This window comes from Sphingosinicella sp. SM1-17 (genome assembly GCF_056821765.1).
On sequence record NZ_JBPDIO010000001.1, the window covers coordinates 309,840 to 328,509 of the forward strand.

At 64.2% G+C, this 18,670-nt stretch carries 20 protein-coding genes; 16 read left to right on the forward strand and 4 right to left on the reverse strand.

Annotated features, from left to right (window positions below; translation table 11 throughout):
• Positions 1–41 precede the first annotated feature (41 nt).
• Complete coding sequence (locus ACRYLT_RS01600; protein WP_482662360.1) at positions 42–500, forward strand: PA2169 family four-helix-bundle protein; 459 nt, start codon at positions 42–44, stop codon at positions 498–500.
• 102 nt (positions 501–602) lie between these two features.
• Here ACRYLT_RS01600 and ACRYLT_RS01605 read toward each other — a convergent pair whose 3' ends face one another.
• Positions 603–1,676 (reverse strand): aspartyl protease family protein, encoded by a 1,074-nt coding sequence (locus ACRYLT_RS01605; protein WP_482662361.1) that lies wholly within the window; start codon positions 1,674–1,676, stop codon positions 603–605.
• A gap of 338 nt (positions 1,677–2,014) precedes the next feature.
• Here ACRYLT_RS01605 and ACRYLT_RS01610 point away from each other — a divergent pair, with 338 nt between their 5' ends.
• Both ACRYLT_RS01610 and ACRYLT_RS01615 read left to right on the forward strand, forming a co-directional pair.
• On the forward strand, positions 2,015–2,527 hold the full coding sequence (locus ACRYLT_RS01610) for a hypothetical protein (RefSeq protein WP_482662362.1): 513 nt from the start codon (positions 2,015–2,017) through the stop codon (positions 2,525–2,527).
• 2 nt (positions 2,528–2,529) lie between these two features.
• Entirely contained in the window at positions 2,530–2,745 is a 216-nt protein-coding gene (locus ACRYLT_RS01615) for a helix-turn-helix domain-containing protein (protein WP_482662363.1), read from the forward strand.
• A gap of 132 nt (positions 2,746–2,877) precedes the next feature.
• Here the strand turns inward: ACRYLT_RS01615 and rplQ are convergent, their stop codons facing one another.
• The 3 genes from rplQ to mscL form a co-directional block, all read right to left on the reverse strand.
• Positions 2,878–3,300, reverse strand: a complete 423-nt coding sequence (gene rplQ / locus ACRYLT_RS01620) for a 50S ribosomal protein L17 (protein WP_482662364.1) — start codon at positions 3,298–3,300, stop codon at positions 2,878–2,880.
• Between the two features lie 211 nt (positions 3,301–3,511).
• The gene (locus tag ACRYLT_RS01625; RefSeq protein WP_482662365.1) at positions 3,512–3,790 is read right to left on the reverse strand and encodes a type II toxin-antitoxin system HicB family antitoxin; all 279 of its coding nucleotides are present in this window, start codon (positions 3,788–3,790) and stop codon (positions 3,512–3,514) included.
• A gap of 133 nt (positions 3,791–3,923) precedes the next feature.
• The gene (gene mscL / locus ACRYLT_RS01630; protein ID WP_482662366.1) at positions 3,924–4,352 is read right to left on the reverse strand and encodes a large conductance mechanosensitive channel protein MscL; all 429 of its coding nucleotides are present in this window, start codon (positions 4,350–4,352) and stop codon (positions 3,924–3,926) included.
• A gap of 220 nt (positions 4,353–4,572) precedes the next feature.
• On the opposite strand from mscL, the gene rimP reads away from it, so the two are divergent.
• The 13 genes from rimP to ACRYLT_RS01695 all read left to right on the forward strand — a co-directional run bounded on the left by rimP (position 4,573) and on the right by ACRYLT_RS01695 (position 18,654).
• The gene (rimP, locus tag ACRYLT_RS01635; protein ID WP_482662367.1) at positions 4,573–5,100 is read left to right on the forward strand and encodes a ribosome maturation protein RimP; all 528 of its coding nucleotides are present in this window, start codon (positions 4,573–4,575) and stop codon (positions 5,098–5,100) included.
• A 3-nt stretch (positions 5,101–5,103) separates the two neighbouring features.
• Positions 5,104–6,735, forward strand: coding sequence for a transcription termination factor NusA (gene nusA / locus ACRYLT_RS01640; protein ID WP_482662368.1), 1,632 nt, complete (start codon positions 5,104–5,106; stop codon positions 6,733–6,735).
• Complete coding sequence (locus ACRYLT_RS01645; RefSeq protein ID WP_482662369.1) at positions 6,701–7,432, forward strand: DUF448 domain-containing protein; 732 nt, start codon at positions 6,701–6,703, stop codon at positions 7,430–7,432. The genes nusA and ACRYLT_RS01645 overlap by 35 nt, the downstream gene beginning before the upstream one ends.
• On the forward strand, positions 7,429–9,942 hold the full coding sequence (infB, locus tag ACRYLT_RS01650; RefSeq protein WP_482662370.1) for a translation initiation factor IF-2: 2,514 nt from the start codon (positions 7,429–7,431) through the stop codon (positions 9,940–9,942). Before ACRYLT_RS01645 ends, infB begins: the two co-directional genes overlap by 4 nt.
• Before the next feature lie 198 nt (positions 9,943–10,140).
• Positions 10,141–10,545, forward strand: a complete 405-nt coding sequence (locus ACRYLT_RS01655; RefSeq protein WP_482662371.1) for a PaaI family thioesterase — start codon at positions 10,141–10,143, stop codon at positions 10,543–10,545.
• Positions 10,535–10,936 (forward strand): 30S ribosome-binding factor RbfA, encoded by a 402-nt coding sequence (gene rbfA, locus ACRYLT_RS01660; protein ID WP_482662372.1) that lies wholly within the window; start codon positions 10,535–10,537, stop codon positions 10,934–10,936. Before ACRYLT_RS01655 ends, rbfA begins: the two co-directional genes overlap by 11 nt.
• Positions 10,933–11,466 (forward strand): GNAT family N-acetyltransferase, encoded by a 534-nt coding sequence (locus tag ACRYLT_RS01665; RefSeq protein ID WP_482662373.1) that lies wholly within the window; start codon positions 10,933–10,935, stop codon positions 11,464–11,466. Before rbfA ends, ACRYLT_RS01665 begins: the two co-directional genes overlap by 4 nt.
• Positions 11,467–11,477: 11 nt before the next feature.
• On the forward strand, positions 11,478–12,089 hold the full coding sequence (locus ACRYLT_RS01670) for a thymidine kinase (RefSeq protein WP_482662374.1): 612 nt from the start codon (positions 11,478–11,480) through the stop codon (positions 12,087–12,089).
• 3 nt (positions 12,090–12,092) lie between these two features.
• A complete protein-coding gene (truB, locus tag ACRYLT_RS01675; protein ID WP_482662375.1) occupies positions 12,093–12,989 on the forward strand; it encodes a tRNA pseudouridine(55) synthase TruB in 897 nt (298 codons plus the stop codon).
• A gap of 17 nt (positions 12,990–13,006) precedes the next feature.
• A complete protein-coding gene (gene rpsO, locus ACRYLT_RS01680) occupies positions 13,007–13,276 on the forward strand; it encodes a 30S ribosomal protein S15 (protein ID WP_482662376.1) in 270 nt (89 codons plus the stop codon).
• 182 nt (positions 13,277–13,458) lie between these two features.
• Positions 13,459–15,831 (forward strand): polyribonucleotide nucleotidyltransferase, encoded by a 2,373-nt coding sequence (gene pnp, locus ACRYLT_RS01685; RefSeq protein ID WP_482662377.1) that lies wholly within the window; start codon positions 13,459–13,461, stop codon positions 15,829–15,831.
• Between the two features lie 326 nt (positions 15,832–16,157).
• Entirely contained in the window at positions 16,158–18,284 is a 2,127-nt protein-coding gene (locus ACRYLT_RS01690; protein WP_482662378.1) for a PAS domain-containing sensor histidine kinase, read from the forward strand.
• Positions 18,277–18,654 carry a response regulator gene (locus ACRYLT_RS01695; RefSeq protein WP_482662379.1) on the forward strand — a complete coding sequence of 126 codons (378 nt, stop codon included), beginning with the start codon at positions 18,277–18,279 and terminating at the stop codon, positions 18,652–18,654. The genes ACRYLT_RS01690 and ACRYLT_RS01695 overlap by 8 nt, the downstream gene beginning before the upstream one ends.
• The last annotated feature ends 16 nt before the right edge of the window (positions 18,655–18,670 follow it).

Here is an 18,670-nt window from a genome sequence, read left to right on the forward strand (position 1 = left end):
CTCGTTTCACCTGAGCAACCCCCGACCAAAGGAGTATTCGAATGGCCAATGAGCACGACATTTCCGTTCTCAACACCCTGATCACCACGACCATCGACAGCGCCAACGGCTTTGAGCGTTCGGCTGAGGACACCGACATGCCGCAGTTCGCCGACATGTTTCGTCAGTTCGCGACCGAGCGCCGGCAAGTCGTCGGCCAACTTCAGGAACGGGTGCGCGCGCTGGGCGGGACGCCGAACGACGACGGGTCCCTCAAGGCGGATCTACACCGCCGCTGGGTCGACATGCGCGACGCGATCACCAAGGGTGGTGATCGGGAGATCATCGAAGAGGTCGAGCGCGGCGAGGACTATATCAAGGACAAGTACGAAGCCGCGCTCAAGGACAACGAGCTTTCAGCGGAGACTCTCAGTGTCATCCGCGAGGGCTATCAGTCGGTACGCGCCGGGCATGACCGGGCCAGTGCCCTGAAGCATTCGATGCAGGGTGCAACGGCCTAGCTGGCCGGGCATGCCCCGGTCGGAGTTCCCGGAACAGGGCGCGACGGCCTAGGCAACGGACGCGTCCTTCCAGGGCGGAACCGCCGCGGCGGTTCCGCCCGCTTACTGCTGGCTGGCTTCGGCTTCCAGTGGCTCACCAAGCTCGAGACGCATCCGCGAAAAGTCGATCGTATAGCTTTCAAACAGCCGCAGCAGGTCCGATCCCAGAGTACCGTAAGTATCTGGCTCGGGTCCCTGCCCCGGCAGCTCGACAGGAAGCTGCGGCCAGGTCAGCGATCGTCCGGCGACGGCAACCGGCGCGTCCGTCCAGGTCGCGATCCGCTGCTGCGCCGTCCCTCCCGCGCTTGAAGCACTGACAACTTCCGTCCCGCGGCCCACCAGTGCAGAAGGAACGGCTTGGGCATACAAGGCGGTGAGTGCGGTCCGGTTGGCACCGGTGTCGAGCAGCAGCGGGAAGTCCCGACCACCAATGGTCACCTCCACGAACAACTGGCTGCCATTGCCGTGGAGGTTTGGCCTGGCTTGCATCGACGAGGCGGGCGGCAGCAGCGTCAATCGTCCGCTTGCCTCCATTCGAACTTGGCCGAGCGCCCGCATCACCGGAAGTCCGACGATCGCCTTGATGTCGTAGCCACCGGGCACCTGTGGAAAGCTGAGTTGCGAATCCTCAATGATCAGGAAGGGCACGTTGCGGAGAGTTGCGCCGGCGATGTCGAGACTGTCGGCAATCCCAATTCTCGCCGCAACCGTGGTCCGGACGCCATTGCCAATCTCCGTCTCCTGCTTGACCACCCTTACCCGTAGCCGGCGCGCGGTTTCGACCGAAAGCACCGACAAGCCAGCGCCGGTATCGAACACCGCTTCCTGTGCCCTACCGTTGATCGCGACGTCGATACGCGGCAGCCCCACGCGGTCGATCCTGCCGGAAGTCGAGCCCTCGCCAGCGGAGCGAAGCACCGACTGCCGCGGCTGTTCACTCAGCAGGCTCGAGAGGCGCCAGGCTCGATCGGCCTCGACGGCTGCTTGGGTTTCGCCCGCAGCGGCCAGTGCCTCGGACAACATGCGGCCGGCACGCTCAGCCTCGGCAAAGTCGCCGTCGGCGAAGGCCGCCGCCGCCACGATCGAGAGCGCCGAGCGACGCATCGAGGGATCTGTCAGGGCTGGCAGCAGTGTCATCGCCATCCGTCGCGCGGTCCCGATTTCTCCCCTTCCTGCGGCCAGCTGCGCCTGGAGCAATGTCCGAAGGGCGCCCTCCGGAGCTCGATCCAGAGCCTTCCGGGCCGAACTCAAATCGCCCCTTGCCGCCGATCGACGAATTTCATCGAGGGACTCGATCGGATCGGCCTGACCAGCAGGCGCCACGAACCAGAGTGAGACAATGAAAGCCGCTCTCAGCGTGAATGATCGCAAAGTCTTCCCCTTTCCGCCGACTGACCGCTTGCCAGATGCGGACAATGGTCTAGTCTCACTGTTCGAACATAAATCATCGTAAAACGAAAAGAGATTTACGTCAAATGGTATTGTATGGCTTGTCCCGTTCCGCACGTCGACTTCGCTTCGCGACCATGATCGGAAGCGGGGCGGTGGCGCTCATGCTTCTTGTGTCGCTGTGGATTCTCCTGTCGGGGGAATTGGGAGTTGGTCAAACTCCGGTGCGTGTGGATTCGGGTGGCCTTCCGACCAGGGCTGCCGCGGGGGTGCTCGCGGTCTTTTCCGCCTTCCTCGCCATCGCCCTGCATCGGCTTTCGCAAATGCTCAGGAGGGTTGAAGAGGGACAGCCGTTCAGGACCGCAGGCGAACTTCGCGGCTTCGCCCTCTACCTCTTCCTGGCGGTCCTCGTTACCATCTTGCTGCCGCCGATCCTCCATGCTGCGAGCGGTGTAGAACCAGGATCCAGCCGAGGGATCCAGCTCTCGCTCAGCGGCGATCAGGCGCTGATGCTCCTCGTGACCGGATTGCTGTTCCTGGTGGCGCGACTCCTCGATCAAGCCCAGGCTATCGCCGACGATGCGAGCCAGATCGTCTGAAAATGGCGATCATCGTCCGACTCGACGTCATGCTGGCGCTGCGCAAGGTGAAGTCGAAAGACCTCGCGCAGCATGTCGGGATCACCGAAACCAACCTTTCATTGCTCAAGTCGGGGCGAGTGAAGGGCATACGCTTCGAAACTCTGGATGCGATCTGCGACTATCTCGACTGCCAGCCCGGCGATCTTCTCGTCCACCAGAAGGATCCGGCCGACTGACCAGGGCCCTTCCAGCCGCCGGAAGCCTCGCCGGACGACTTGTCCGGAACCCGCTTCAACCGCTCTCGTGGGGCTGAACAAAAAAGGGCGGCCCGCAGGGACCGCCCTTCTAGATAGTCGATGGGCTGGCCGTCAGGCGGCTTCGGCCTCCAGCTCGTCACCCATTACCGGGCCGCTGTCCTGCCCCTTGGCGGCCGGATCCCGGTCAACCAGCTCGATGATCGCCATCGGCGCGGCGTCCGAAGCCCGAATGCCGGCCTTGATCACCCGGGTATAGCCGCCATTGCGATCGGCGTAGCGGGGGGCGAGAACATCGAACAGCTTGGTCAGCTGAAGCTCGTCGAGCAAGCGCGCATGGGCGAGGCGGCGGTTGGAAAGCCCGCCCTTCTTCGCGAGCGTGATCAGCTTCTCGACATAGGGACGAAGCTCCTTCGCCTTCGGAAGCGTGGTCGTGATCTGTTCGTGCTTGATCAGCGCCGCGGCCATGTTGCGGAACATGGCGATACGGTGGCTGGAGGTGCGGCCGAGTTTGCGGCCGCCGACGCGATGGCGCATGGTCTTACCTTTCGTTCGTCCCGGAGCCGTTCGAGGTACTCCGGGCCAGGCCGCCATGATGGGGGACGGCCCAAACCCCAAACAAAAAGAACGGACCCCAGGCCCGCTCCTTCACGTGGCGTGCGAAAAGCCGATCGCGGCGCAAAAGTCAAGTTCCAGAGGCCTAGCGGGAACTTGTCGCCTGTTCGATGCGGCGGCTGCCGCGCTCGACTCACTCGAGTTCGAGCAAGGAGGGCCGGCGCGGCGTGATCTTCGGTGCTCCGCAGATGTAGGAAGGTTCAGGAATCCTGCGCCCTTCGCTTGAATAGCCGGAAAGCACGGCTTCGAGCAAAGCCGGCGCCCGATCGAACGCCTCCTGCTCGCTGGACGCCACGACAACGACTTCCGGAACGTCCGGGAGCACCAGCATGACTCGTCCCTCCGGCTCGGGAATGAGCCTGGCCGGATAGCCGCGTGCGGGTTCGCCGCTCTTCTTCTCCTCTTTCCACATCTTCCTGGCACCAGGTCATTCGAGAGTTCGGAAATGGCCGGCGCCGTCGCCAGCCGTGAAGCATCCGGCATCCGGTTGCCTCAGCGGCCGTCAATACCCGATGGATCAGATGGTTCCTGCCGGAAGCCGCAACTCAGCGCGCCCTGCGCAGTTCGTCCCGAATTTCGCGCAGGAGAACGATATCGGTTGGTTCCACCGCGGGCTCAGCTTCGGCCTTGGGCCGGAGCCGGTTTGCCGTCCGCACCATCAGGAAGATGATGAAAGCGAGGATCAGGAAGTTGATCAGGACGGTGAGGAACTGGCCGTAGCCGAAGACCGGCGCTCCTGCCGCCTTGAGCGCGGCATAGTTGGAAAGCGAACCGGAATAGCCCTCAGGTACCGCTCCGAGCAGGATGAAATAACTGGAAAAATCGAGCCCGCCGAAGATCGTGCCGACCAACGGCATGATGATATCTTCGGTGAGCGAGGTGGTGATCGTGGCAAAAGCTGCACCGATGATCACCGCCACCGCCAGGTCCAGCACATTGCCGCGGGCGATGAATTCACGGAACTCCCCAAGCATTTCTTCCCCCCCTTCCGCTAAGTCCACTCGCCGGCGATGGTCGGCGAAGCGCGTGCAACGGTCATAGCAGTCCGGCTTCGGATCATCCAATCGCCGCTTGCTCAGCCACTTCGGCTCGCCTATATGGCTTCAACCTTTCTCGACATCGGAAACGAAGTTGAGGCTGGTCCCGGGGGACGGGGCCGGCACGGGAAAGCTTTAGCGTACAAGGATGGCCTGAATGGCGGATGTCGCGCGACTGACCGAGCTGATCGAACCGGAGGTCCAGGCCGAGGGATTCGAGCTCGTGCGCGTGATGATGGTCGGCGGCAAGGACGACCCGACGCTCCAGGTAATGGCCGAACGACCCGACACACGGCAGCTCGATCTTTCCGACTGCGAGCGGCTGTCGCGGCGCCTTTCCGAGATGCTCGACCGGGAGGATCTGATCGAGGAGGCCTATCGGCTCGAGGTGAGTTCACCCGGGATCGATCGGCCGCTGACCCGTCCCAGGGACTATGAGGATTGGAAGGGCCATGAAGCGCGGGTGACGCTGCGCGAACCTCTCAACGGGCGCAAGCAGTTCACCGGGGACATTCTCGGCCTCGAAGGAGAGACCGTTCTGATCGATGTCCGCGGAGTCGGTCCGACCGGGCTGCCGCTTCGCGACATCCATTCCGCCAAGCTTCTGTTGACCGACAGACTGATTGAAGCCACCGCCCCCCTTTCAGCCGAGGGCGCGGACGAGATTTTGGAAGGACAGGAATAGACTATGGCTACCGCCGCAAGCGCTCCGGGCGCCGTTTCCGCCAACAAGGCCGAGCTGCTCGCCATCGCCGATGCGGTCGCTCGGGAGAAGTTGATCGACCGCACCATCGTCATCGAAGCGATGGAGGATGCCATCCAGCGCGCCGCGCGAGCCCGCTACGGTGCCGAGAACGACATCCGTGCCAAGCTCGACCCGACCAGCGGTGACCTTCGTCTGTGGCGGGTCGTGGAGGTGGTCCAGGACGTCGAAGACTATTTCAAGCAGGTCAGCCTTGAAGACGCGCAGAAGCTCCAGCCTGGCGCCAATATCGGCGACTTCATCGTCGATCCGCTGCCGCCGATCGAATTTGGCCGGATCGCCGCTCAGGCCGCCAAGCAGGTCATCTTCCAGAAGGTGCGTGACGCCGAGCGCGAACGTCAGTTCGAGGAGTTCAAGGACCGGATCGGCGAAGTCATCACCGGCGTCGTCAAGCGCGTCGAGTTCGGCCACGTCGTCGTTGATCTCGGCCGCGCCGAGGGCGTCATCCGCCGCGACCAGCAGATCCCGCGCGAAGTGCTTCGCGTGGGCGACCGCGTCCGCTCGCTGATCCTCAATGTCCGGCGCGAGAATCGCGGACCGCAGATCTTCCTGTCCCGGGCGCATCCCGACTTCATGAAGAAGCTCTTCGCTCAGGAAGTGCCGGAAATCTACGACGGCATTATCGAGATCAAGGCCGCTGCCCGCGATCCCGGCAGCCGGGCCAAGATCGGCGTCCTTTCGCATGACAGTTCGATCGACCCGGTCGGCGCCTGCGTCGGAATGAAGGGCAGCCGAGTTCAGGCGGTGGTCCAGGAACTGCAGGGCGAGAAGATCGACATCATTCCCTGGTCGCCGGATCTGGCCACTTTCGTCGTCAACGCGCTCCAGCCGGCGACGGTCAGCCGGGTCGTCATCGACGAGGAAGAAAGCCGGATTGAAGTGGTCGTTCCGGACGATCAGCTCAGCCTGGCGATCGGCCGGCGCGGCCAGAACGTCCGCCTCGCCAGCCAGCTGACCAACTCGGCGATCGACATCATGACGGAAGCCGACGCGAGCGAGAAGCGCCAGCGCGAGTTCGTCGAGCGCTCGGAGATGTTCATGAACGAACTCGACGTCGACGAGACGCTCGCTCAGCTGCTCGTCGCCGAAGGTTTCGGCGCGCTCGAGGAAGTCGCCTATGTTGAGGCCGAGGAACTGAGCTCCATAGAAGGCTTCGACGAAGAGCTTGCCGCCGAGCTTCAGAATCGGGCCACCGAGGCATTGGAGCGACGCGAAGCGGCCGCTCGCGAGGAGCGACGCGCCCTTGGAGTCGAGGACGATCTTGCCGAAATGCCCTATCTGACCGAGCAGATGCTCGTCACTCTGGGCAAGGCGGGGATCCGTACGCTCGACGATCTGGCTGACCTTGCAACCGACGAGCTGATCGCGAAGAAGCGGGTCGAGCCGCGCCGTCGTGAGCCCAGCAACAGGACGGAAGACAAAGGCGGCATCCTCGCCGAATATGGCCTGAGCGAAGAGCAGGGCAACGAGATCATCATGGCTGCTCGTGCCCACTGGTTCGAGGACGAGGCCGGTTCCGACAATGGGGAGGACGCGGTTGCGGAAACTCCCCAATGAGACGCTAGAGCGCACTGACCATAGTCCGGAGCGCAAGTGCATCTTGAGCGGCGAGCATGCCGCTCGGGATGAGCTGATTCGGCTCGCGCTTGGCCCCGATGGCCAAGTCGCTCCGGACGTTCGCGCGCGAGCGCCCGGTCGTGGCGCCTGGATCGGCGTCGCCAGGCCTGTCCTCGAAGCGGCACAGGCGAAGGGCAAGCTGAAGGGCGCACTGGCTCGAGCGTTCAGAACAGGTGACTTTGCGATCCCGGACGACCTCGGCGCGCGGGTCGAGGCTGCGCTGAGGCAGACGGCGCTCGACCGGCTCGGACTGGAGGCGCGTTCCGGAAATCTGATTACCGGCTCTGAAAAGATCGAAGTGGCGGCCCGCCGCGGCCAGGTATGGCTGCTGATCCATGCCGCCGATGCAAGCGACGAAGGGCGGCGGCGGCTGGATCAGGCGTGGCGAGTCGGCTCAGAGCGAGAAGGCAGCGGCCTCCAAGGGTTGGTTTTTCCCGAGGGAAGGGCCATATTGTCATTGGCGCTGGGCCGCGAAAATGTGGTACATGTCGCCATCGTGGACGGGGCGGCGGCGACGCGTGTTCGCCACGCAGTCGAGCGGTGGCGCGCTTTTATCGGACGTGATGCTGAGCTAGTGGCCGCTCCGGCGGGTGCACCGGCTGCGCGCGAAATGGATGTGAGTGAAGGATTAGAATGAGCGAGACGACGGACAAGCCGAAACTCGGAGCGCGCGCGCCGCTGGGACTGAAGCGCACGGTCGAGACGGGCAAGGTGAAGCAGAGCTTCAGCCATGGCCGCTCGAACACCGTGGTGGTTGAGGTGAAGAAGCGCCGGATCCTGGGACGCCCGGGCGAAGCCGAAGCGCCGAAGCCGGAGCCGACGCCGGCCCCTGCCCCGGTGGCGCGCGCGCCGGAGCCTGCGCCCGCCCCCAAGCCGGCACCGCGGCCGATCGACGATGCCGCTGCGCGGCGCGAGCTGACCCAGCGTCTGGCCAGGGAGGCCGAGGAAGCGCGGCTGCGTGCGCTTGAGGAAGCGACTCGCCGCGAGGAACAGAAGAATCGGGCAGCGACGGAGGAGGAGCGTCGGCGCGCCGAGGAAAATCGCCGGGCCGAGGAGGAGGCCCGGGCAAAGGCCGAAGAAGAGGCGAACCGACAGGCCGAGGAAGAAGCTCGTGCCGCCGAGCCTGCTGCGCCCGCCGCTCCGGAACCGAGCACCGAGGAGGAGAGCCGCCGTCCCGCTCCCGCCCGGCCCAAGCACGGCAATGTCGCGCCGAAGCGGCCGGAGCCGGCACGGCCGACCCGTGGCCGCGACGAGCATCGCCGCGAGCGCGGCAAGCTCACCGTCACCCGGGCGCTCGACGACGAGGGCGATGCCCGCGCCCGTTCGCTGGCCGCGCTTCGCCGCGCCCGCGAAAAGGAAAAGCGCGCCCACATGCAGTCGGGACCGTCGCAGAAGCAGGTTCGCGACGTCGTGGTTCCGGAAGCGATTACCGTGCAGGAACTCGCCAACCGGATGGCCGAGCGGGCCGCCGACCTGGTCAAGGCCCTGTTCAAGATGGGCATGGTCGTCACCGTCAACCAGACGGTCGATCAGGACACGGCCGAGCTGCTCGTCACCGAGTTCGGTCACAACATCAAGCGGGTCAGCGAAAGCGACGTCGACATCCAGACCGACACGGACGTCGATCCGCCCGAGACTTTGAAGCCGCGCCCGCCGGTGGTGACGATCATGGGCCATGTCGATCATGGCAAGACGTCCCTGCTCGACGCCATCCGCGGCGCCAATGTCGTGTCCGGGGAGGCCGGCGGAATCACGCAGCATATCGGCGCCTATCAGGTCCAGCTGAAGGACAAGTCCAAGGTCACCTTCCTCGACACGCCGGGTCACGAAGCGTTCACCGAAATGCGGGCCCGCGGTGCCAATGTAACGGACATCGTCGTTCTCGTGGTCGCCGCCGATGACGGGCTGAAGCCGCAGACGATCGAGGCGATCAATCACACCAAGGCCGCGGGCGTGCCGATGATCGTGGCGATCAACAAGATCGACAAGCCGGGCGCCAATCCCCAGAAGGTCCGCGAGGAGCTGCTTCAGCACGAGATCGTCGTCGAGCAGATGGGCGGCGACGTCCAGGACGTCGAAGTCTCGGCGCTCAAGAAGACCAACCTCGACGGGCTTCTGGACGCGATCAACCTCCAGGCGGAGATCCTCGAACTCCGCGCCAATCCGGAGCGTGCGGCCGAAGGCGCGATCGTGGAAGCCAAGCTCGACAAGGGCCGTGGCCCGGTTGCGACCGTTCTCGTCCAGCGTGGCACGCTTCGAGTCGGCGACGTGTTCGTTGCTGGCCCGATCGCCGGCAAGGTCCGGGCGATGATCGACGACAAGGGTCGTCAGGTGAAGGAGGCGCCGCCCTCCTTCCCGGTCGAAGTGCTTGGTCTTTCGGGCGTCCCCTCGGCAGGCGACGTCATGACCGTGGTCGAGAACGAGGCGCGGGCGCGCGAAGTCGCCACCTATCGCCAGTCGGTTCTGGACCGGAAGCGGACGACGAGCGCGCCCGCCAGCTTCGAAGCCATGTTCGCCTCCAAGGCGAGCACGACCAAGGAGTTTCCGCTCGTCGTCAAGGCCGACGTTCAGGGATCGACCGAAGCGATCGTCAGCGCGCTCAACCGCATCTCCACCGACGAGATCAAGGTCCGGATCCTTCATTCGGGCGTGGGCGCGATCACGGAGAGCGACGTCACTCTTGCCAATGCCAGCGGCGCACCGATCATCGGCTTCAACGTTCGCCCCAATGCCAAGGCGCGCGAGGTGGCGGAGCGCAACAAGGTCGAGTTCCGTTATTACGACGTCATCTATCATCTCACCGACTGGGCGAGAGGGGCGATGGCAGGCGAGCTCGGTCCGGAGGTGATCGAGACCGTGGTCGGCCGAGCTGAGGTTCGCGAGATCTTCCCAGCCGGCAAGAAGGACAAGGCCGCCGGTCTGCTCGTCACCGAGGGCGTGATTCGCAAGGGCCTGAACGCCCGCCTCACGCGCGAGGATGTGATCGTGTCGAAGACCACCATTGCCTCGCTTCGGCGGTTCAAGGACGACGTGGCGGAAGTCCGCGCCGGCCTGGAATGCGGCGTGGTCCTGGCGGACACCAACGATATCAAGGCGGGCGACATGCTCGAGGTATTCGAGGTGGAGGAGCGCGAGCGGACGCTTTGATCCATTCCGGCCTGGGCGGTGGTCGCCAGTTCCCGAGAGGGACGCGGGACCACCGCCATTCAGGCGCAGGATCGGCTCTGGCTCGGCCTGCTGTGGTCGGCGGCTGCCGAGCGAAGCGGGCGTTTCGCCTTTACTGACGCAGTTCTGATGGGAGATCCGATGTCGGGACCCTCGCCTTCCGTATTCGATCGTTTTCCGATGCCCTCAGCTTCCAAGCTGCTCGGCTGGACCCTGCGCGCCGTCGATACGCGGGCAGGAACCATCGAAATTGGATTCACGGCCGACGAACGCTTTCTCAATCCGGCCGGAACCGTTCAGGGCGGTTTCCTTGCGGCCATGCTCGACGATACTCAGGGACCGGCGCTTTTCGCGATGACCGACGGCCGGGTCTATGCGCCGACGATCGATTTCAACATCGCCTTCATCAAGCCGGCGCGACCGGGCCGCTTCGTCGGCAAGGGCCGCGTCGTCAATCTCGGCAAGACGATCGCCTTCACAGAAGCCGAGCTGTTCGACGAAGCCGGCGATCTGGTGGCTCGTGGGACCTTTTCCGCTCGGGCGATGAAGGGCGAAATGGCAGGAGTGCCCGCCAGTGCGCCGTAACGAGACTCCCGAGGGGCGCTCGGTTCGCCTGCTCCGCGTCGGCGAGCAGGTGCGACATGCCTTGTCCGAGATCCTGATGCGCGGGGACGTGCACGATGAAATCCTGGCGAGCCACAGCGTTTCGGTCACAGAGGTCCGAATGTCGCCGGACCTCAGGCACGCCACGATTTTCGTGAAGCCACTGCTCGGCTCGGACGAGGCCGAGGTGCTCCAGGCCCTCAAGCGCAACGTTCGCTACCTCAAGGGCGAGGTCGCGCGCCGAGTGAACACCAAATATGCCGCCGACCTGAAGTTCCTCCCCGACGAAAGCTTCGACGAAGGCAGTCGAATCGATCGCCTGCTTCGCGATCCCAAGGTCGCCCAGGACCTCGAAGGGGACGAGGAGGCTTGAACCTCGCCGATCGGATGGAGGAAGGCGAAGTCAGCCTCGTTCCGCTGCGCGAGGAGCATCGGGACGCTCTCAAGGCCGCCTGCGCCGAGGATCTGGAGATCTGGCCAATCTACGCTTCCTCCTACGATCCGGACCATTTCGACGGAAGCTTCGACACCTTGATCGGCCGGCCCGACTGGGTCCCGTTCGCCATCTTCTCCGGCGACGCGCTGGTCGGGGTGAGCGCCTATATCGGAATCGACGCGGCTCGCGGCGTGCTGGAGATCGGCAACACTTATTATGTACCCCGGCTGCGCGGCACCGGCTTCAACCGACGAGTGAAGGACCTGATGCTGAAGCGCGCCTTCGGCTGCGGCTTCCGCCGTGTCGAGTTCCGGGTCGACAGCCGCAACGGCCGCTCGCAGGCGGCCATGGCGAAGCTCGGTGCGGTGCGTGAGGGAGTGATCCGCGCCGATCGGATCACCTGGACCGGCCATGTCCGGGACACGGTTCTGTTTTCGATCCTCGCGGACGAATGGCCGCCCCGCTAGAGTCGATGGCGATGGCCAAGCTCTATTTCTATTATGCGTCGATGAATGCCGGCAAGTCGACGACCTTGCTCCAGGCTGATTTCAATTATCGCGAGCGCGGCATGCAGACGATGCTCTTCACCGCCGCGCATGACGACCGGCTGGGCACTGGCCTGATCGGCTCGAGGATCGGGCTGGAGGCCGGCGCCAATACCTTCCAGGCCGACACCGACATCCGCACCGCCATCGAGGACGAGCTGAAGAAAAGGCCGGTCCACTGCATTCTCGTCGACGAGGCGCAGTTCCTGTCCCGCGCCCAGGTGCTGCAACTCGCCGGCGTTTGCGACGAGCTGGACATACCGGTGCTCGCCTACGGCCTCAGGACCGACTTCCAGGGCAACCTCTTTGAGGGAAGCGGAGCGCTGCTGGCGCTCGCCGACACCCTGGTCGAATTGAAGGCGATCTGCGAGTGCGGCCGCAAGGCGACGATGAACCTGCGCGTCGACGAGGAAGGGCGGGCGGTGCGCGCCGGCGCCCAGACCGAAATCGGAGGCAACGATCGCTATATCGCCTTGTGCCGGCGCCACTTCATGGCTCGACTGAAGGAGGCCGGGGAGCGTCAGCTGCGGCTCGGCATCGCCTGAAAGATGCATGGCTGGCTGATCATCGACAAGCCGGTGGGGCCGGGCTCGACCCAGGTCGTCTCGGCGGTCAAGCGTGCGCTTCGCGACGGCGGCTACCCGAAGGTGAAGGTCGGCCATGGCGGAACGCTCGACCCGCTCGCGAGCGGCGTGCTTCCGGTCGCCCTTGGCGAGGCGACGAAGCTCGCCGGGCGAATGCTCGACAGCGACAAGATGTACGAATTCACCATCCGGTTCGGTGAAGAGACGGACACCCTGGATTCGGAAGGGGAGGTCGTCGCCACCTCCGACAAGCTTGTCGACGATGCCGATGTGAAGGACGTGCTGGTTGGGTTTCTAGGCCCGATCCTTCAAACGCCACCCGCTTACTCTGCGCTGAAGGTTGATGGGAAAAGATCCTACGATCTTGCCCGGTCAGGCGCCGAGGTGTTGCACGACCCGCGGCAAGTGACGATCCACGCGCTCGACTATCGCGGCAGCTGGCGGAAGGACGGACTCTTGCACGCGACCCTTTGCGCCCACGTCTCCAAGGGGACCTACATTCGGTCCCTCGCCCGCGACATCGCCCGAGCCCTTGATAGCGTCGGGCACGTCACCATGTTGAGGCGACTGAAGGCCGGCCCGTTTGCGCTGGAGCAGGCGATTTCACTGGACAAATTGGCCGAACTCGCTACATCGCGCGGCCTTGAACAGGCACTCTTGCCGCTGGCGGCAGGGCTGGACGACATCCCGGCTCTTCCCGTCACACCCGATCAGGCAAGACTGCTCCGCCAGGGGCAGAAGGCGATCGGGACCGCCGCAAAGCCGGGCCTACATCTTGCGATCGACCGCTCTGTTCCGGTCGCGCTTGTGGAGGCCGAAGCCGGGGGAACACTCCGGGTGGTGCGCGGCTTCAACCTCTAGTTTGAAAGGAATGGACGATGTCGGTGACCGCTGAGCGCAAGCAGGAACTGATCAACGACAATGCCCGCAATTCGGGCGATACCGGTTCGCCGGAGGTGCAGGTCGCAATCCTCACCGAACGGATCAACAATCTTACCGAGCATTTCAAGACCCACGCGAAGGACAATCACTCCCGGCGCGGCCTTCTGATGCTCGTCAACAAGCGCCGCTCCCTCCTCGACTATCTCCGCAGGAAGGATGAAGAGCGCTACGCCGCACTGATCGCGAAGCTCGGCCTTCGCAAGTAACCGAAACGGCCCCTCGCGGGGCCGTTTCTCATATTCGCCCTCCGCAATTCGGCGGAGGCGGATGGGTCATTCGGACCCGAAAGGCGGGCAAATGCCTGCTCGAGATCGTCATGGAAGTCTGCTTCCATGGGATCTGCATAGGCCCCGAGGCGCATAGGGCGCCCGGAGTGAAGGAAACTGGAATGTTCGACATCAAGAAAGTTGAAATCGAGTGGGGCGGCAAGACGCTCTCCCTCGAAACCGGCCGCGTTGCCCGTCAAGCCGACGGCGCCGTTCTGGCCACCCTGGGCGAAACCGTCGTCCTTTGCGCCGTCACTGCGGCAAAATCGGTAAAGGAAGGGCAGGACTTCTTCCCGCTCACCGTTCACTACCAGGAAAAATTCTCGTCCGCCGGGCGGATCCCGGGCGGCTTCTTCAAGCGCGAGCGCGGCGCCACCGAAAAGGAGACGCTGACCAGCCGGCTCATCGACCGTCCGATCAGGCCGCTCTTCCCCGAAGGCTTCTACAATGAAGTCCTCGTGATCGCCCAGGTGCTGTCCTATGACGGCGAGAACGAGCCGGACATCGTCGCGATGATCGCCGCCTCTGCGGCTCTTACCCTGTCCGGCGTGCCCTTCATGGGTCCGATCGGTGCGGCGCGGGTCGGCTATGCCGATGGCGAATATCAGCTGAACCCCAGCCTCGATCAGCTCAAGGAAGGCGAGCTCGATCTCGTCGTCGCCGGCACTCGCGATGCCGTGCTGATGGTCGAATCCGAAGCCAAGGAGCTTTCGGAAGAGGTCATGCTCGGCGCCGTCATGTTTGCCCATCGCGAAAGCCAGAAGGTGGTCGACGCGATCATCCGTCTCGCCGAGCAGGCCGCCAAGGAGCCCTGGGAGCTTCCGGAGGACACGACCGGCGGAGAGATTCTCGGGAAGCTTCGTGAACTCGCCGGAACCGGCCTCGAGCAGGCCTACAAGATCGTCGGCAAGGCCGAGCGGGTCGCCGCTCTCGCCGCCGCCAAGACTCCGCTCAAGGAAGCCTATGAGGATGCCGACCCGTCGACCAAGTTGAAGGCGACCAAGCTCGGCAAGAAGCTCGAAGCGGAGATCGTCCGTACCGCCATCCTCAAGGAAGGCCGCCGGATCGACGGTCGCGACACGAAGACGGTTCGCCCGATCGAGGCAATCGTCGGTTTCCTGCCGCGTGCCCACGGTTCCGCGCTCTTCACGCGCGGCGAGACCCAGGCGATCGTCACCACCACGCTCGGCACCAAGGACGCCGAGCAGATGATCGACGGGCTCACCGGCCTCTCTTACGAGCGCTTCATGCTCCACTACAACTTCCCGCCTTATTCGGTCGGTGAAGTGGGCCGCTTCGGCCCTCCGGGGCGGCGCGAAGTCGGACACGGCAAGCTGGCCTGGCGGGCGATCCACCCGATGCTGCCCAGCCACGAGGAGTTTCCCTACACGATCCGGGTCCTGTCCGACATCACGGAGAGCAACGGCTCCTCGTCGATGGCGACGGTGTGCGGCGCCTCGCTCAGCCTCATGGACGCCGGCGTTCCGCTCAAGCGGCCGGTCGCGGGCATCGCCATGGGGCTGATCCTCGAAGGCAATGATTTCGCGGTGATCAGCGACATCCTTGGAGACGAGGACCATCTCGGCGACATGGACTTCAAGGTGGCCGGCACGTCCGAGGGCATCACTGCCCTTCAGATGGACATCAAGATCGCCGGGATCACCGAAGAGATCATGCGGACCGCTTTGGCTCAGGCGAAGGAAGGCCGGGCCCACATCCTCGGCGAGATGGCCAAGGCCCTGGGCGAAGTCCGTACCGAGCTTTCGGCGCACGCGCCGAGGATCGAGACGATGACGATCCCCAAGGAGAAGATCCGGGACGTGATCGGCACCGGAGGCAAGGTGATCCGCGAGATCGTCGCTCAGACCGGCGCCAAGGTCGACATCGACGACGAGGGCGTGATCAAGATCAGCTCGTCCGATCTTTCCCAGATCGAGGCGGCGCGCCAGTGGATCGCCGGGATCGTCGAGGAGCCGGAGGTCGGCAAGATCTATACCGGCAAGGTGGTCAATATCGTCGATTTCGGCGCGTTCGTGAACTTCATGGGCGGCCGCGACGGCCTGGTCCACGTGTCGGAGATGAAGAACGAGCGGGTCGAAAAGCCCACCGACGTCGTCTCCGAGGGCCAGGAAGTGAAGGTCAAGGTCCTCGAAATCGACCCGCGCGGCAAGGTCCGCCTGTCGATGCGGGTCGTCGACCAGGAGACCGGCGCCGAACTGGAGGACACCCGTCCTCCGCGTGAACCGCGCGAGCGCGGCGAACGGGGCGAACGTGGCCCGCGCCGCGACGGTGAAGGCCGTGGCGGTGATCGCGGCGGCCGCGACCGCGGCCGCGGCGGTCGGGATCGGGGCCCCCGCCGTGATGGCGAAGGTCGCGGCGACCGGAGCGAACGCGGCGAGGACCGCGGTGACCGGAGCCCGCGCCGGGAGAGCGGCGGCGACGAGGGCCCCGAGCCCGAATTCGCGCCCGCCTTCCTGACCCGCGACGACGATTGACGCGAAGGCTTCGGCCCAGCTGAAACAGGAAAGGCCCCGCAGCGATGCGGGGCCTTTTTTGTTGGCCCGGACAACTGAAGTCACAACTGGAAAGGAACCGGTCATCGTCGGAGCGCTGAGCGCCTCCGCAAGCGGCGGTGGCGAGGAGATGCCGAACGGGTTGGTGCAACAACCCGCCCATGTCGACAGCGGGGCGACAGTGCGTCTCCAATATGTTAGCTAGGCCCATCCAGCACGACAGTGGCTCATCTTCGCGAGGCCGGCCCATGTCCACAGTTCAAGCCTTACCGACTCACCCCCACCCGCTCAGCGAGTATGAGGCCCTGGTGGCTGCGGCCCCGAGCGCGCTGGAAGCCATTCCCGGTGCCGTCTACCTGTGTGACGCTGAAGGCTGGCTCGTCCGCTACAACTCCGAGGCGGCCGCCCTGTGGGGGCGAGAGCCGCCACTCGAGCCGCACAAGGAGCGGTTCTGCGGTTCGCATCGGCTGTATCTCGTCGACGGAACACGGCTGCCGCACGAAACCTGTCCGATGGCGGATGCCGTTCGTACGGGCAAGGATACCCGCAACGCCGAAGTCGTGATGGAGCGGCCCGACGGACAAAGAGTCACGGTGCTGGTGAACATCCGGGCGCTGCGTGACCATGAGGGCAAGATCCAGGGCGCGATCAATTGTTTCCAGGACATTAGCGACCGCAAGGCGCTCGAGGAAGAGATCCTCCGCAAGAACATGGATCTTGAGGACTTCTTCGAGAATAGCGCAGTTGGGCTCCACATCGTCGGCGGCGATGGAATCATATTGCGCGCCAATCGCGCTGAGCTCGACATGCTGGGCTATTCGGCCGAAGAATATGTCGGACGGCATATTTCGGAGATCCACGCCGATTCGGTGGTTATTGATGACATTCTCCATCGACTGTCATGCGGAAAGCAGCTCGAGCGCTATCCGGCCCGGCTCCGGGCGAAGGACGGGTCGATTCGCCACGTCCTGATCACGTCGAACAGCCGGTTCGAACATGGCGAGTTCGTGAACACCCGCTGCTTCACCATGGATGTCACGGGGCTGAGGGAAGCGGAGGAGGCTCGCCGCGAGAGCGACGAGCGACTGGCCGCCACTTATCAAGCGGCCACCGTTGGGATTGCCGAAGTCGACACGAATGGCCGCTACGCACGAGTCAATGATGCCTTCTGCGCGATCCTCGGGCGCTCGCGCGACGAACTCCTTCACACGAGCTTGCTGGAAATCACTCATCCGGAAGATCGTGCGGACGAGGGCGACAAATATGAACGGCAGGTTCGAGGGGAGCTCGCGAGCTATTCCATCGTGAAGCGAGCGTTGAAGCCGGACGGATCGGTCGTCCATCTGGAAGTGTCGAGTTCCTCCGTTCGCGATCAGGAAGGGCGCTTCAGATATGGCGTCCGGGTGATGCAGGACGTGTCCGAGCGCAATCGGATGCAGGAGGCGATCCGGTCGAACGAACGGCGCCTTCGCGAACTTCTGGAAGCTCTTCCTGCGGCGGTCTACACGACCGATGCCGAAGGCAGGGTGACCTTCTACAACCAGGCCGCCGTGGATCTGGCAGGAAGGGTGCCGGTGCTTGGGAGCGACCGATATTGCATCTCCTGGAAACTGCGCAATGCCGATGGCTCGCTACTGGCGCACGAAGATTGCTTCATGGCTCTGACATTGCAGCAGAACGCGCCCGTTCGCGGAGCGGAAGCCATCCTGGAAAGGCCGGACGGAAGCCGCGTCTTCGTTATCCCCTACCCCACTCCGCTCCGCGACCATGACGGACGCCTGGTGGGCGCGGTCAACATGCTGGTGGACATTACCGAGCGCAAGGAGGCCGAAGCTCGCCAGAAAGTGCTGATCGGCGAACTCAATCACCGGGTGAAGAATACGTTGGCGACCGTCCAGTCGCTCGCCGTCCAGACGGTCAAGCATGCGGCCGACCTCAAGGATTTCGCAGCCAAGTTCGAAGGTCGGGTGATGGCGCTCGCCCAGGCGCACGATCTGCTGACGAAGCGAAGCTGGATCGATGCACCGCTCGCAACTCTGCTCCACGACATCATCGCTCCCTACAGCAACGATCGAGCCCGACTTCAGATCGAAAGCTGCTCCCTCGACCTCAACCCGCGCGCAGCGCTTTCGTTGACGATGATCCTGAGCGAATTGGCAACGAACGCCGCCAAATATGGCGCGCTGAGCACCTCGTCGGGTGCGTTGACGGTTTCCTGCGAGGTGAGCCCGGAGCCGAATGCCACGCTCAAGCTGGAATGGATCGAAACCGGCGGGCCCGAAGTGAACCCTCCGACCCGGCGGGGCTTTGGAACTCGCCTCATCGAACGTTGCGTGCAACGGGATCTCGATGGCAAGCTCGACCTGCGCTTCGATCCGGACGGGGTCCAGTGCACACTCCTGCTGCCGATTAAATTGCTTTCGCCCCATGGGTGAGGCCGAGAAGGCGCCGGCGCTTCGGGTGCTGCTTGTTGAGGATGAAGGTGGCGTCGCCCTGTTGATCGAGGACATGCTCGAAGAGCTGGGATTCGAGGTCGTGGCCTCGGCAGCGCACCTTTCCCGAGCCTATGAAGCGACCCGGTCCACGGCGCTCGACCTTGCGGTTCTGGACGTCAACCTCGACGGCCAGCCCTCGTTTGACCTCGCCAGGACGTTGAGCGAGCTTGGTGTCCCGTTCGTGTTCAGCACGGGCTATGGCGATTCTGGTCTGCCGGAAGAGTTTCGGGATCGTCCTGTCCTGGCCAAGCCGTTCAGGATCTCGGATCTTCAACAAGCTCTCTCGGCCGCTCTCGCCCGAGCTTCATAAGGCTCGACTGCGGGCC